Origin of the sequence: Octadecabacter ascidiaceicola (assembly GCF_900185015.1) — a bacterium.
Classification (GTDB): domain Bacteria; phylum Pseudomonadota; class Alphaproteobacteria; order Rhodobacterales; family Rhodobacteraceae; genus Octadecabacter; species Octadecabacter ascidiaceicola.
This window is the reverse complement of the sequence record NZ_FXYD01000001.1, coordinates 558,371-573,106: the sequence shown is the minus strand read 5'-3', so window position 1 is coordinate 573,106 and position 14,736 is coordinate 558,371. Positions and strand designations below refer to the sequence as shown.

Here is a 14,736-nt window from a genome sequence, read left to right as displayed (position 1 = left end):
TCTTTTGTCTTGATCGTCAGTTTGAACATTGGCGTGATGGAAGACCCGTCGCGCGTCCGGCGCTAAAGCCGTTCAACCCGATAGAAAGCCCAAAATTCGTGCTTGGCGTGAGTGTAGTGGAAGATGTGAAGCGGCGCGACACCGAAAAATCAACCGTAACGCATTCGTTTTGCCAACCGATTTCCAGACCGGATTTGGTTGGGGACGTGGAGGCCACATCATATCGGGTATCTAGGCCCATCGACCATGTGTCGTTGAAACGGTAGGTCGTGTCGAAAGCCCATTCCGAAACGTCAACACTGCGGGATTCATCCAAATCTGAAGGCAGGAAGATGTATCCGGCGGTCAGGTCGAGTTTGCCGCCAGACCAGCTTGCAAGCGTTTCTGAGCGTGTGATGTCCAACTCGTCATCCACTAACATGCGGCTATCAATGGAAAAACCAGCAGGTGTGTGCAACTGCGCAGCAATAAGCCAATCAGACGACGTACCGCGCAGGCCCGACGTCTGGGAGAAGTTCAGATCAGGTGTTTCACGAAACACCCGACCAACCGTCATCGTGCTGTTCCATCCGCTGGTGCCAACGCGCGACCAGGATAGGCCCACAGCCCCCCGCAAGCCGGTTTCAACGGCGTCTTCGCCAGCAAAGCGGGACAAGGCGAGAAGATTGGCCTGGTCGAACTCTGTCGCGGTGCTGTCTTCGTTCGTGACTGTATCACCCTGCACATCAGACCACGCGAGCTGCACCATTGGTTCTAAGACATGGGTTGCGCGGGCGGTTTGGCGGATAAGCGGATAGCGCAGGGTGGTTTGCGCATAAATAGTGCTGCGCAGCGTGTCATCAACGAGGCTGTCATCGCTCACGTCGTAGTAATCAAAATCAAACCCGACAGTTCCGTCCACCACGAGGCCGTATTGCGTGACATGATCATTGCGCCACGCCGTTCCAAAGCTGATGCGTGCAACATCGCGGCCTGCAACGTCTGCCCCTGTTTCGCGAAAATGGCTTTGTATGTCTGAGGTAAAACTCAGCGTGCCGCCCCAGTCCGGTGTAAGGCGGCGCTCCCAACTGATGTCAGCGAGAAGCGGGGGCAGCGTTGCTGAATTCTCGCCAGAGCGCAAAGAGCTGTAATAGGTAAACGAGGCTTGGGTCAGATCGCGATCCCGTACGCGCTCAAGAGCGATTTCACTATCAAGGCGGTCTTTGCTCGAATAGCCGTATTGTAGTAGATAGACATCATCAGATGTGTATTCGATATCGAAACTGAGTTTGATTTCTTGGCCAAGGTCAAACACACCGTTTGCAAAAACATATGCACGCGGTTCGTCCGTGATGTCATCGTTTGTTATGGCAGCATCAATAGTGATGTCTCCGTGCAGGAATGCGTGCCGATACGCAGCCTCTAGTGTGGTAGTCGAGGAAGACAAGTAAGGGGTCAGGGTAAGATCGCGATGGTCATCAAGGCGTATGAAATACGGCAATTTAAGTCCCGTTCCCAAACTGTTGGACGACGAAATCGTGGGCGTAAGCAAGCCGGTGGCGCGTGCAAGGGTCGGGTCGGGCAGGCGCATACGTGGTAGCCAGAGAATAGGCACGCCAGCGACACGGAATGTTGCATCGTCAAAGTAAAGCTGGCGTTCGTCTTGGTCGTGGATTACGCGGCGGGCGCGGATTTCCCAGAGCGGGGTCTCACCGGTTTCACAAATTTGGCAAGACGTTGCCGCGACTTGATACAGCTGGGTGTAGCGCCCTTCGACACGATCAATTTGCGACGCAGCCATCTGTAATTGTTCGTTCAGAACCAGTCGTGCGCCGCGCAGGATGCCATTTTTAAGTTGGGGGTCGAGCGACGCGCTGTCAGCGGTAAAGATCATACCGTCCGCGCCCGTGACAAACAGCGGCCCTTCGATGGTCAAACTGTCCGTGGCTTGATTAAACGTGATGCGTTGCGCGGACAGTCGGGTTCCATCAAAGAAAACCTCAACGTTCCCTTGCGCGATAAGCTGCTGGCCACCTGCTGGAACGTAAACGCTGTCGGCAACAAGCGTCGCTGCACCCTGGGCGGACGCCAGCACTGGCAAAAACGAAAGGAGCAAGGTGAGTAGGAAGCGCATTAGCCGTCCTCAAGGTGTAATAAAAAGCCAAGGGACGCTGCGATGGCCGCGATTGGAGGAGCCCATGCCGCGAGCACTGCGGGAATCTGCCCGTTGTCCCCCAAGATTTGCGCGAAATTGCGCAAGAAGAAAAGCGCGAAACAGATTAGGATCGCCGCAAGGACCATGACACCCGTGCGTCCACCGCGTTGGTGGCGCATCGTGAAACACGCACCGATCAAAACCATCGAAATCAAAAACAATGGCAGTGCGAGTTCCATCTGCAACCAAACCTGATGGCGGGTCGCAGAAAAACCCGCGACTTCTAGACGTAAGATGAAAGCGGGAAGGTCCCAGATCGGGATCGAAGAGGGGACGCCAAAGCTATCGCGGATTTCATCAGCAGTAAGGGTGGACGGGATACGTAATTCTGTATGTGTCGTTGCCCATTGTTCCGAAACACGGTTATCGCCCAATGGCCAAACCTTCGCGTCCGTCAATTCCCACGCACCCGTCGACAACACGGCCGACGCCGCTTCAATCCGACGTGTTGGGCCAGTTTCTGGAGAAAAAGTAATAAACGTCACATACTGAAGTTCTGTGCCGTCTAGATTTGTTCCTGCAGCGCGGATCACAGTCTGGGTGGCTTCGTTCCCTTGGCGCAACCAAAGCCCGTTCTCGGAAATGGATAAGACAGAGGACTCACCAGAACGAAGGGCGGATTCACGAACTTCGAATTCCTTGGAGGTCGCCGCGACAAGGGGGTTAAACATCCCAATCGCGATTGCTCCGATAACGAGCGTTACAAACAACGGTGCAAGGAGAGCACGCAGGGCGGATCGGCCGGCAGCGCGGGTCACGATCAATTCAGAGGACCGTGACAACCCGAGGAACATAGCGAGAGTTGCCAACGCGGTGATCAGCGGCAGAATTCCGTAGATGCCGCTAGGAAGATTGAGCAGGCTCAACTGAAGTAAGTCCCAGAAGCCCGCGGTCTCACCGAAACGACGGAGTTGTTCGACGAGATCTATCAATACCATCAATAGGAAGAACGAGCCGAATGTGGCTGCGAAGCTCCAAGCAAAGCGTCGGGCAAAATAACGGTGCAGGATCATGTTGTGACCCCATTTGCCACAGCTTTCGGGCGGCGTTTAAAGAAATAGGGGCGTGCAGCGATGTAGAGTAGGCCCATTGATATGGCCGCACCGCTAATTCCCGCGAGGTACATAAAAGGCCAAAGTGCCTCATTCCCGCGGGCAATGCCGGAACCGGTGCTTTCTAGTGCCTTTAACAGGATAACGAGCCCAACAGCCAAAGCAATGTAGCGCCAAAGCCCAAAGCGACTGAAGCCACCAACCACGAGCGCCGAAAACCCAAGGAGGCCTGCAACCAATCCTAATGCGGCTTGCGCAACCCGATCGTGTCCCATGAGTTGTAGGCTATATGCCGACCTGTTGGTCGCCGCGATGATTTCGGGTGTCGGATTGAACAGAGCCCACGTAGATAAGCCATTTACGGAGGTTGATCGCGTTGAAATTTCGCCAATCAGCCCGCCAACATCATAGGCAAAGTCTTCGAATTCAGTTGTTAGTAAGCGATTGGTCTCCAGATCCAAAGTTTGCGTAAGGCCATTTACCATGACTAATTGCGGCCCATTGTCCGTGCGAACAAGATAAGCGCGTGTAGCGGTGTATGTGGAACGTTGTGTCGGTGATGAGGCTTCCGAAATAAAAATATCTAGCATTTCACCATTCGGAGAAACCTCTCCAATGTAGAACGTTACATTTGAGGTGGGTGTTAAGAATTCACCGGGGGTAAGGAGACGCGCTGTCATGTTTTGCGAAATCTCCGCCTGACGCAGAATCAAGCGTTCAGTAGACAACGGCACAAGCACATGGGTGAGGATAGACATCAACGCGCCGACGATCAGTCCGAAGTACACAACCGGCCGCGCGAGGCGGAAAGGGGAGTAGCCGGTCGCCTGTACGACCGTAAGCTCTGATTCCGAAGACATACGGTTAGTGACGTAAACGGCTGCGACAAATGCAGAAAGCGGCAAGACAATGCGTATAATGCCGGGGAGAGATAGGGAGGTGAGTTCCAAAAACACCCATGCAGACTGGCCATCAGCGATTAAACGATCAAAAAGGCTGACTGCGCGGTTGATCCAGTAAATCATCACAAGGATGAGGGAAAAGAACCCAAACAACGTAAGGAGCTGCAACAGCATATAGCGGTCAAATCTCCCCACAGCTTGTGCCCCCCTATAATAGACATACGAACAGTGGCAACTTGCTACCCCATTTGACCGGCGGACCCAAGTGCTGTCTGGTCTTTGGGAGAGGCGCAAGCTACCAATTGCCTAAAGCAGAAATTCACAACCTTACAGGTGTTCCATGACTGACCTTCCCAAGCTGCACATTTCCGAAACAAACCTAACCGAATTGGCCACCCGTGAAGGTGCGATTGCCGTGTTCGTGACGCCTGACAACGCGCTTGATCAAAGTGCGCGTAAGGTGAACGGGTTGACGAAAAAGGGGATCATGCGGGCCGTAGATAACCCGCAGTTTGCCAAGGCTAAGGTGGGTGAGGCAGTTGTTATGTCTTACCCGATCGGTCTGGCAGCGACAAAAGTGATCGTTGTGAAGCTCCCGCGTCGTCCATCCGTTGAGGAAGCGCGCAAGGCAGGTGCGTCCATCGCCAAGGCGCGCGGCGACAGTGATGTGCTGATCATGGGGGGCAACATCGGACGGATGGAACAGGTCGCGCTGGGCTGTGCGCTGCGTGGCTACACATTCACGCCGCACAAAACCGCTGATCAAGACGCGCTGGGCAACATTGAACTGATGGTCAACGCGCCTGCCAATATCCAAGCGGCGGCAGATGCTGAAATGGCCGTGGCGGAAGGTGTTGTTTTCACGCGTGATTTGACGAACGAGCCCGCCAACGTGCTGACAACGACCGAATTCGCCGACCGCCTGGTAGAGCTTGAGAACCTCGGCATGAAGGTTGAGGTTCTGGAAGAGGATGAGCTTGAAAAGCTTGGCATGGGGTCGTTGCTGAGTGTTGGGCATGGCTCTGCCAGCCCATCCAAAGTTGTTGTGATGCAATGGAATGGTGGCGGCGATGAAGCACCGATCGCATTGGTCGGGAAGGGCGTTGTGTTTGATACGGGCGGTATTTCCCTGAAACCAGCGGCGGGCATGGAAGATATGACCATGGATATGGGCGGCGCTGGGGTTGTGTCCGGCGTGATGAAGACGCTTGCCCTGCGTAAAGCCAAGGCCAATGTTGTCGGGCTTGTCGGGTTGGTTGAAAATATGCCATCCGATCGCGCAACGCGCCCGGGTGATGTTGTGAAATCCATGAAGGGCGACACAATCGAGGTTATCAACACTGATGCCGAAGGCCGTTTGGTTCTGGCCGATGTGATTTGGTACGCACAGGAACGGTTTGAACCGACGGGGGTTATCAACCTTGCCACGTTGACGGGGGCGGTCATTATTGCGCTGGGCCATGAAAACGCAGGTGTGTTTTCCAACCATGACGACTTCACCAAAGGGTTCATGAAGGCCGCCTATGCCGAGGGCGAGGGCGCATGGCGTTTGCCAATGTCAGCAGCTTATGACGCCAAGCTTAAGTCGCGGATTGCGGATATGAAGAACGTGGGCGGGCGCGATGGTGGGTCCATCACCGCAGCGCAATTTATCCGTCGTTTCGTCAAGGAAGACATGCCGTGGATCCATCTGGACATTGCTGGCGTTGCCTCGGTGAAGGCGGAAACGGCACTGGCGCCCGCTGGGGCGACAGGCTGGGGTGTGATGGCAATTAACCGATTTATCGCAAACGCTTACGAAGCGGAGTGAAAGTAAGTGGGCGCTGCGTATTTCTACCATCTGACAAGTGCATCCTTGGAGCAAACGCTGCCGATGTTGCTTGAGAAGTCCCGCGCTGCGGGATGGGTGGTGGAAGTGCGCGGCGTTGATCGCGGTGCGATGGAACGCCTCGACCAAGCGCTCTGGGGTGGTCCGCCAGAGGCGTTTTTGGCCCATGGATTGGCAGGGGGGGATCACGATGTAGATCAGCCAATCTTGCTAACAACCGGTGAAGGTGCGGCCAATACGCCAACCTGTTTGATGTCTGTGCATGGTGCTGACATCAGCGCGGGCGAGGTGGACGCGGCGGAACGTGTTTGCGTGTTGTTTGACGGCCATGATGGTGACGCCTTGGCCAAGGCGCGGACCCAATGGAAAACCCTTACGGACGCGGGCTGCTCTGCGCAATATTGGTCGCAGGATTCTGGTCGTTGGGAAAAGAAGGCTGAAAAGTAGCCAAATCCTTTTAAAGGATTTGGGACAAAGTCTTTGAAAGACTTTGGGCGCTAGCGGTTCAGGATTAGGATATCGCGGCGGATTTCGATGGTCTCAAACCGGCTCAGGTAAGACATGCCCAGCAGCGAACTTTCCATAGCACCGGAATTCACGCTGGCACGCACGCGCGTGTCGCGCATGTCGCCCAGATCAACGGTGTCCAAACGAACTGGAGCCGTTGCGACCTCGCCGTTGGCAGTAAATGCTGTACCGATGTAGGCGAGGTTGTCTGGGTCTAGCCCCACGCGTTCGGCATCCTCTTGGGTTAGCACCACTTGGCTTGCGCCCGTGTCGACTAGAAAATCAATAGGAACATCGTTGATCCGTAGCGTCAGTCTGAAGTGATTGTCAGCACCTTTGGGAACCTCAATGCGGCTGTCGATGAAGGTCGGTTCGCGTTGCACGAAGTTGCTTGAGACTGTTTCCCATTCACCCGAAAACATGAACATGCCCCCGAATATCGCGATCCAGATCAAAGCGTTACGAAGTTGGGTGCTGTTGCCTAGGATTGAGCCAAGAAAGGATAGGCCGAGCACGGTAAGAAAGGCTAGAGCAATAAGTTGTCCTGCGTCCAGCCCAAACATATGCGCTTAACTTCCCAATCCGAAGGAGCGCAATCCGTCGAGGACGAACTGTACTGAGAGCGCAGCCAGCAGCATGCCTAACAAGCGTGTCACGACGGTAATTCCCGTCTTACCAAGCATGCGTTCGATGGCCGTGGAGCCGAGGAACAGCACAAACACGATCGCAAGGACCGCGAGAAGGACGCCCATAACTGCAAAGAACCCAACAGTGCCGCTTGTTTGGCCGACAAACAGGATGATGGTCGCGATGGCCCCAGGACCTGCGATTAAGGGGATCGCGAGCGGGAATACGGAGGGGTCATCGTCATGATGATCTTCCTCTTCTTCAGCCTGATCTTCGCGACGCTTCTGGCGGCGTTCAAACAACATGTCGAGTGCGGTTAGGAACAGCAGAATGCCACCCGCAATGCGGAATGCGGGCATTGAGATGCCTGCAAATTCCAGAATACCAGTGCCGAACAGCGCAAACAAAAGGAGAATTCCGATTGAAACAAGGCAAGCTCGGATCGCAATGGTGCGACGTTTTCGTTGCGACATACCGGCGGTAAGGGCGACGAACAATGGCGCGAGGCCGATGGGGTCGATGACCACAAAGAGCGCGACGAAGGCGGTGATGAGGAAATTGGGATCCATGTGGATGATCCTTTACGGGCGAAGCGTCCGGCGCAAGGGGGGACGCTCCGCGGGGGATATTTTGAAACAAAGGCAGGGTTAAGAAAGGTTAAGCCTTCTCAGCGGTGTCGAGTTTTTCCAGCGCCATCATCCAGAGGCTTTCGGCTTTTTTCAGCGCTTCGCGGACTTCGGCATATTTACGGTTCCATGTCTCAAGCTCGCCTTTGCGGGTGTCTTCGTAGAGCACGGGGTCGGCGAGTTTCTTAGACAGTTTGTCGGCCATGTCATTGATTTTGTTGACACGTTCTTCGCACTTGCGCACTTCGGCCTTCATTGCCAGCAGTTGGTCGCGGGACGCTTTGGGCTTGGCCGGTTTCTTGGGCTTTTCTTTGTCGGCCTTGCGGGTGTCCGGTGTCAGCAGCATTTTCCGGTAGGCTTGCAGGTCGTCGTCAAAGGTAGCGACGCGGCCGTCTTTGACCAGCCAGAGCCGATCAGCGACCATGGAGAGAAGGTGCATGTCGTGGCTGACGAGGATCACAGCGCCCGTATAGGCGGTAAGGGCTTCGACGAGGGCTTCGCGCGATTCGATATCGAGGTGGTTGGTCGGCTCATCGAGGATCAGCAGGTGCGGGGCGTCAAGTGTCGCCAATAGCAACGACAAACGGGCCTTTTGGCCACCGGACAGGCGGCCGACTTCGGTGTCGGCCTGATCTGCGCCAAGGCCAAATCCAGCAAGGCGGGCGCGCAGTTTTGCGCCACCTTCTTTGCCGCGTTCGCGGAACAGGTGGTCCAGTGGGGTTTCTTCGATGCGCAGTTCATCCACTTGATGTTGAGCAAAGAATCCGATGCGCAGCTTGCTTGAAGACGCGAATTTTCCGCCCATCTTTTCAAGCCGCCCTGACAGCAATTTGGACAGTGTGGATTTACCTTCGCCGTTGCGCCCCAGCAGCGCGATACGGTCGTCCTGGTCGATGCGCAGGTCGAGTTTGTCCAGTACGATTGTGTCGCCATACCCCACAGAGGCGCCCTCGGTCGCGATGATGGGCGGGGAGAGTTCTTCGGGTTTAGGGAAAGTGAAAACTGTGCGCGCGGCGTCTTCCGGTGCGCGGATTGTTTCCATCTTTTCAAGGGCTTTGACACGGGATTGCGCTTGTTTGGCTTTTGACGCTTTCGCTTTGAAACGATCCACGAAGGCCTGCAGATGGGCGCGTTTGGCGTCTTGTTTTTTGGCCGCGGCTGTCAGGAGCGCGCGTTTCTCCGCACGTTGTTTGACGAACATGTCGTAATTGCCAGTGTAGTAGATCAGCCCCTTGTCTTCGAGGTGCAGGATGCCGCCAACGGAGCGGTTCAGTAGCTCGCGGTCGTGGGACACGATCAGCACGGTGTGCGGGTATTTAACCAGATAGGCTTCAAGCCAAAGCGCGCCTTCGAGGTCGAGATAGTTGGTCGGTTCATCCAGCAACAGAAGGTCAGGTTCAGAAAACAGAACCGCAGCCAGTGCTACCCGCATGCGCCACCCACCAGAGAAGGCAGAGCAAGGTTGCAGTTGCTCAGATGCGGTAAAGCCCAGACCTTTCAGGATGGAAGATGCACGCGCTTCGGCGGACCATGCGTCGATATCGGTAAGACGGTTCTGGATTTCTGCGATGCGGTTCGGGTCAGTGGCGGTTTCGGCTTCGGCCAGCAGGTCCACGCGTTCAACGTCGGCGGCAAGCACGGTGTTGATCAATGACACTTCGTTGCCCGGAACTTCTTGGCTTACGCCACCGATTTTCCAGCCCTTTGGAATGTCGATTTCACCTGTATCCAAGACCATCTCACCGCGAATGATCTTGAACAGCGTGGTCTTACCCGTGCCGTTGCGCCCCACAAGGCCAACCTTATGGCCTGTCGGAATGGTGACGGATGTGTTTTCCAGCAGCGTGCGGCCGGCAACGGAGTATGTGATTTCTTTGATGCGTAACATGTGAGTGCGCTTGCCAGAGGGGATGGGGCGTGTCAATTCTAGGGAATGAAACAGATGATTTTGGTTTCAGGGCGATCAGCCGGCGGTATGGTCAGACGAGTTAAGCCGTCTTTCGAGATTGTCTGTTGTGTCGACAGCTTTGTTACCGGTCCATTATGTGAGATTTCGGATTTCGACAGGTTCACTGATACGCGCAGAGCCTATTGGCAGACTATACCAATGGATCTTTCATGGTTTGGGCCCAAGCCTGAGTTTTCGATCTGGGATGCGATCTTGCCGCCGATGACACAGCGGATTCGGGGCGTGGATCGGTTTGAGATTTGGGTGGGTTCCGATGTGCAGGATACCACGTTTTCGATTTTCGCCATCCTGTATCTTGCAGACAATGGCGTCGATCCTTCTCAAGTCTTTTTGCGTCATTTTCACTCAGAAAATGGTCACGGTCTGGGTGTCTTGAATGAGGAGGAGCTCAGATCAGCTGGTAGGGTCCAATCCGTTGATGTCGAAGAGGTGGACCGTTTGAAAACGGTTTGGGCGGTCATGTGTGCCTTCACCCAAGGGCGTGACGCCCCACCAGTTCCTGCTCTTGGTGCTCTGGAGGCGAAGATGTTGGGCATTTTGAAACGACGTTGGCCTAATCCCGAATCTGGCCTGACCAATATTCAGCGATACCTGTTGGAAGTTGCGCCTACGGAACGGAAGAAAGCTGCATATTTCGTTGGGCACGCCATGGGATGCGCGATGGATCACGGCGATGTCGTCGGCGATGCGGTTTTGTTTGAAGAACTGAAGAAAATGGCCCATCCGGATGTTGGTGAGCCTTTGTTTGAGATTTTCGGCAGTGGGCATTATATGCGGCGAACAGAGGCTGTCTTGACCCCCGCAGGGCGAGCAATACAAGCGCAACTTGTGTGATGGCTTTTCAAACCGTGAACCCCGTGTTACCTGCGCCGCAGAATTAATGTGAGGGCGACACGCTCTCGAAACTCTCAAACATGAAAGAGCATCAAAATGGCTATCCAGCGTACATTCTCCATCATCAAACCAGACGCAACAAAGCGTAACCTGACAGGCGCGATCGCTGCCAAGTTCGAAGAAGCTGGCCTGCGCATTGTCGCGTCCAAGCGTATTCAGTTGTCCCTTGCACAGGCGCAGACATTCTACGGCGTACACTCCGAGCGTCCGTTCTTTGGCGAACTTTGCGAATTCATGATCTCCGAACCGATCGTTGTTCAGGTTCTGGAAGGCGAAGACGCAATCGCGAAAAACCGCGAAGTTATGGGCGCAACGAACCCAGCAGACGCCGCTGACGGCACAATCCGTAAGGAATTCGCACTGTCCATCGGTGAAAACTCCGTACACGGGTCAGATGCTCCTGAAACAGCAGCAGAAGAAATCGCCTTCTTCTTCTCCGGTCTTGAGCTGGTCGGCTAAGCCACCTAGCATTTGATCTTAGGGCCCCGTCGGAGCGATCCGGCGGGGCCTTTTTCTTTCATTTAAGGATACCTGTATGCACCTGTTTGCCCTGATCGCTGTGACCATGTGCGCCTTTGCGGCCAATTCGGTGCTGGCGCGGGCAGGGGTGTTTACCTATGGGATGGAACCGTTGCTGTTTGCGGGGGTGCGGTTGGCAAGCGGGGCTGGGATGTTAGCACTGTTGGTGTCGTTGCGTGGTGGCTGGGGGCGCGTTGACGCATCGCGCGGCATTACGGCGTGCATGTTGTTGCTGTATTTGGTCCCGTTTTCGATTGCCTATCTGACGCTGCCGTCTGGCGTGGGTGCGTTGATCCTGTTCGGGGTCGTGCAGATCACCATGTTTGGCGGGTCTTATTTGTCTGGAACCCAACCAAGTCTACGCCAATGGGGGGGCATGGCCGTCGCGATGGCAGGGCTTGGCTGGTTGTTGTGGCCGACGGAGAGCATGACCTTGGACGCGGTTGGCGTGGTGTTCATGGTGGTGTCGGGCTTTGGCTGGGGCGTGTTTTCTATGCGCGGGCGTGGCAGCAAAGACCCGCTGGGTGACATGGCGCTCAGCTTTGTGATTTGTGCACCGGTGGCGTTGGTTCTGATCCTGATCGGCAGCGGTTGGTCGTTGGGTGGATTGGTCTGTGCGCTGGTCAGCGGTGCGGTGATGTCCGGCTTGGGCTATGCGCTTTGGTATCGCGTATTGCCACAGGTGGCAGCCACCACCAGTGCCGTGGCGCAGTTGAGCGTTCCGGTGATTGCAATCATCGCAGGTGCCATATTCCTCAATGAAAGCATCACATTAAGCGTGGTTGTGGCCTCTGCCGTGGTGCTCGGCGGGATCGCGGTTTCGGTGCGCAAGCGAGGTTAGCAGTCGCGGCGCACTTCGCGGTCACGCAGGCGGGTTTCGACCAACATGCAACGGTCGCGGGCTTCGTAGTAATAGCCACGGGCGTACCATTGAACGGCTGTGTTGATGTCCCCATCCGACAAAAGCCACGCGCCGCGCAGGTAGCGCCCCGCATACAATAGGTTGGTTTCGGCATCGAGCAAATCGTTCGGAGCACCCGTAAACCCCATCTGGCCCGCCGTTTCTGGCAAAATCTGCATCAGCCCGTAATACGGCCCGTTGCGTGCCTCGGCACGGTAGTCGCTTTCGCGTTGAATGACCGCATGCAGCAAGGCTTCGGGGATGTCGTGAATTGCAGCGTATTTCACGACCAATGCGCGCATTTCAGCCGTTTCACCAGGGTTGAGGGTCGGTTCGCTGACGGCGATTGGCGCAGTGGTCTGAGCCGTCTGCGGTTGCGAACAAGCGGTTACGCCGAGGAGGGGGATCAATAACAGATGTCTCATGGCGTAACGACTAGCTGCTGACTGTTCACTGCAAAAGGTCCTGTTGCGGAGAGGCGCGGGTTACCGCCGATCGATCAGGCCGATCTGGTCCATAAAGGCGTCCAGTTCTGATTTGTCTTCGTTGAAATGCGTAGCCTTTAGCGCGTCAAACTTAACCCGTAGGGCTTTCTTTTCTTCGCCCTTGCAGTCATTCCACGGTCGCCCCTGAAGCGCCATGTGCAGTGCATAAAACCCGATGAAATGGGGGCGGTTTCCGTTTTCTAGCAGCTTTGCATAGGCCGCATCCGCTCCAATTTCGCGCAAGTCCTCGGCCGTCATAATACCCGCAGCATTATACATCGCTTCGGACGCGGGGCCGATGTTTCGAATTGTTGATATGGCTGCCATTGGACCAGCTTATGCGTCAGGCAAAAAAAGGGCCAGAGGGACGCGGTAGGATGCTGGAGAACATCAACGCGGCGTACCATCTGGCCTGAATTCCGTCGCCTGAGGGGGAGGAAAGGCGCCGGGGTCTTTTGAAAGCTTGGGTTGTCTGGGTTAGATGCTTGCGAAGTCTTTGAAGACGACAGGCTTGGGGGGGCCAGGTCTGCGCTGCGTCCCATTGGGGGAGGGCTGCTGGTTGCTCGGTGCGGGTATCGGCGTGTGAGTCGGCATCGGGCCGCTCCTTTGTCTGCTGTTTTGTTGCCTCGGATTGGCGGATGGGCCGCCGATTTTTCGACCTCTTTTTGGGCCGTGAAATGAGCAAAGCGCGGGTTCGTGTCGAAGGGGTGGCGCAAATGTGGCGCGAATATGGCGGTGAATTCTTGTGGCGAAAAAGACACGCGAATTTGTGATGGCATTGATTCTGGTGAGGAAATTTGGGTTGAGGCAGGTTTTGCAACCTTATGTTGATGTAGGGGGTGGTCTTGCTACTAAATATCAGTAAAACATCTATATATGGGCAATTTGTTCTGCCTTGTTACCGAGGCAAATCGTTTGAGACGAACTGACTGTTCTGGGGGGAACGGATGACAAACAAATTAATCAAGAATTTACCATGGATTGCGCCGACCGTAGCGATCTTGGCTGTCGGGTCGGGTTTCATGGATCGCATCAAGCTGTCGTTTGCTGGTGACGGGCAAGAGATCGCCCAAGAAACCTCAATCGAGACCGTAAAAGCGGCCGAAGCGGCTATTGCGGCTGTGCAGCCGGTCGAAGAAACCGTCCCGTTAACGCCTGCTGAACCGGAAAACGTATCACAGCAATTGGCGGTTCTGCTGAATGGAAACAGTGACGTTGAGGTGACACGCAGCGCAGGGTTCTCAATTGATACGCTGGAACAGGCGCGCGATGTGGCGTTGGGAGCAGAAGCAGCGACCGCTACCCCTGAACCGGACCCTGTCGGGGCTGACTTTTTCGCAGCAGCGCAAGAAAGCCTCGCGCGTGACAATCAGTGCGTGGAAGAGTTGCGCATTTTGGCGTCCCAAGCGCGTGTGTATTTCCCAAGCGGTGGCTTGACCGGATCCCAAGAAGGGCTCGGCCAAGCACGTATCTTGGGTCTGTTGGCGCACCAATGCCCTGGCGTGACGATCCGTGTCGAAGGCCACTCTGACCCGTCCGGTGACCCTGTCATTAATCAACGTCTTAGCCTTGAGCGGGCCGAAGCCGTCGTTGCACGCGTTGCCGCCTCAGGTGTTGATGCGCAGCTGTATGATGCTGTTGGCCTAGGCGACACAGTTCCGTCATTGGTTGAGGGGCCGCAGCCATCTGCGTTTTACGACCGCCGCGTGGAGTTCTCAATCGTTGAAAACGCGCAGCCAGCCAGTTACGTCGCGCCGTCCTTTGAAACATCCGGTACACAGTTTCAACTCGCCGCATGTGTAGCGCAGCTTGAGGCGGCGGTGCAGGGGGCTTCGATTGAATATGCGCCTAGCGGGATGATCGTTGAAGACGCGGATTTCGCGCTTGCATCAGAACTGGCAACGATTGCGGCCAATTGCCCACAGGCGCGTTTGCGTCTTATCGGACAACATTCCGATGCGGCGTTTTCCGGTGAAGACAGCGCGACAGGCCGATTGCGTGCCGCTGTGTTGATGGCGAAACTGGTGAATGCTGGTTTTCCTTCAGATCAGCTGATCCTCGCGGCGCCATCTGATTCACGTCCGCTGGATGGGTTCAGTAACAGCCGCGTCGATTTCGCTGTGATCCGCGAAGAGCTGTAAGCCAATTTGGAATTCTTGAGCGCGCCCGGCCTTTGGTCGGGCGTTTTCGGTAGATTTCGCCACTTCGCCGATATTCATCGTCGTCTGGAAT

14 protein-coding genes are annotated in these 14,736 nt (G+C 55.4%); 6 read left to right on the top strand and 8 right to left on the bottom strand.

Features of this window, described 5'->3' with window-relative positions; translation table 11 throughout:
- Positions 1–16: 16 nt before the first annotated feature.
- From OCA8868_RS02750 to lptF, 3 genes are read right to left on the bottom strand one after another with little or no spacing between them, the layout of a single operon-like run.
- The gene (locus OCA8868_RS02750; protein ID WP_093995002.1) at positions 17–2,113 is read right to left on the bottom strand and encodes an LPS-assembly protein LptD; all 2,097 of its coding nucleotides are present in this window, start codon (positions 2,111–2,113) and stop codon (positions 17–19) included.
- The gene (lptG, locus tag OCA8868_RS02745; RefSeq protein WP_093995001.1) at positions 2,113–3,207 is read right to left on the bottom strand and encodes an LPS export ABC transporter permease LptG; all 1,095 of its coding nucleotides are present in this window, start codon (positions 3,205–3,207) and stop codon (positions 2,113–2,115) included. Before lptG ends, OCA8868_RS02750 begins: the two co-directional genes overlap by 1 nt.
- A complete protein-coding gene (lptF, locus tag OCA8868_RS02740; protein ID WP_093995000.1) occupies positions 3,204–4,343 on the bottom strand; it encodes an LPS export ABC transporter permease LptF in 1,140 nt (379 codons plus the stop codon). The genes lptG and lptF overlap by 4 nt, the downstream gene beginning before the upstream one ends.
- 145 nt (positions 4,344–4,488) lie before the next feature.
- Between lptF and OCA8868_RS02735 the strand changes: the two genes are divergently transcribed.
- Positions 4,489–5,958, top strand: a complete 1,470-nt coding sequence (locus OCA8868_RS02735) for a leucyl aminopeptidase (RefSeq protein WP_093994999.1) — start codon at positions 4,489–4,491, stop codon at positions 5,956–5,958.
- Positions 5,959–5,964: 6 nt separating this feature from the next.
- On the top strand, positions 5,965–6,423 hold the full coding sequence (locus tag OCA8868_RS02730) for a DNA polymerase III subunit chi (protein ID WP_093994998.1): 459 nt from the start codon (positions 5,965–5,967) through the stop codon (positions 6,421–6,423).
- Between the two features lie 50 nt (positions 6,424–6,473).
- On the opposite strand, the gene OCA8868_RS02725 is transcribed toward OCA8868_RS02730, so the two are convergent.
- The 3 genes from OCA8868_RS02725 to OCA8868_RS02715 form a co-directional block, all read right to left on the bottom strand.
- Positions 6,474–7,046: a retropepsin-like aspartic protease family protein gene (locus OCA8868_RS02725; protein ID WP_093994997.1), complete on the bottom strand. Its 573-nt coding sequence runs from the start codon at positions 7,044–7,046 to the stop codon at positions 6,474–6,476.
- A gap of 6 nt (positions 7,047–7,052) precedes the next feature.
- Positions 7,053–7,679: a MarC family protein gene (locus OCA8868_RS02720; protein WP_093994996.1), complete on the bottom strand. Its 627-nt coding sequence runs from the start codon at positions 7,677–7,679 to the stop codon at positions 7,053–7,055.
- Between the two features lie 88 nt (positions 7,680–7,767).
- Positions 7,768–9,624, bottom strand: coding sequence for an ABC-F family ATP-binding cassette domain-containing protein (locus OCA8868_RS02715; RefSeq protein ID WP_093994995.1), 1,857 nt, complete (start codon positions 9,622–9,624; stop codon positions 7,768–7,770).
- Between the two features lie 45 nt (positions 9,625–9,669).
- Between OCA8868_RS02715 and OCA8868_RS02710 the strand changes: the two genes are divergently transcribed.
- From OCA8868_RS02710 to OCA8868_RS02700, 3 genes are all read left to right on the top strand, one after another.
- Positions 9,670–10,539, top strand: coding sequence for a hypothetical protein (locus OCA8868_RS02710; protein WP_179214754.1), 870 nt, complete (start codon positions 9,670–9,672; stop codon positions 10,537–10,539).
- Positions 10,540–10,635: 96 nt separating this feature from the next.
- Positions 10,636–11,058: a nucleoside-diphosphate kinase gene (gene ndk, locus OCA8868_RS02705; protein WP_093994993.1), complete on the top strand. Its 423-nt coding sequence runs from the start codon at positions 10,636–10,638 to the stop codon at positions 11,056–11,058.
- Positions 11,059–11,134: 76 nt separating this feature from the next.
- The gene (locus OCA8868_RS02700; protein WP_093994992.1) at positions 11,135–11,959 is read left to right on the top strand and encodes a DMT family transporter; all 825 of its coding nucleotides are present in this window, start codon (positions 11,135–11,137) and stop codon (positions 11,957–11,959) included.
- Here OCA8868_RS02700 and OCA8868_RS02695 read toward each other — a convergent pair.
- Both OCA8868_RS02695 and OCA8868_RS02690 read right to left on the bottom strand, forming a co-directional pair.
- On the bottom strand, positions 11,956–12,444 hold the full coding sequence (locus OCA8868_RS02695) for a transglycosylase SLT domain-containing protein (RefSeq protein WP_093994991.1): 489 nt from the start codon (positions 12,442–12,444) through the stop codon (positions 11,956–11,958). The two genes, OCA8868_RS02700 and OCA8868_RS02695, sit on opposite strands and share 4 nt — an antisense overlap.
- A 60-nt stretch (positions 12,445–12,504) precedes the next feature.
- Positions 12,505–12,831 carry a TfoX/Sxy family protein gene (locus tag OCA8868_RS02690; protein ID WP_093994990.1) on the bottom strand — a complete coding sequence of 109 codons (327 nt, stop codon included), beginning with the start codon at positions 12,829–12,831 and terminating at the stop codon, positions 12,505–12,507.
- Positions 12,832–13,451: 620 nt separating this feature from the next.
- Between OCA8868_RS02690 and OCA8868_RS02685 the strand changes: the two genes are divergently transcribed.
- Positions 13,452–14,645 (top strand): OmpA family protein, encoded by a 1,194-nt coding sequence (locus OCA8868_RS02685; RefSeq protein WP_093994989.1) that lies wholly within the window; start codon positions 13,452–13,454, stop codon positions 14,643–14,645.
- Positions 14,646–14,736: the final 91 nt, after the last annotated feature.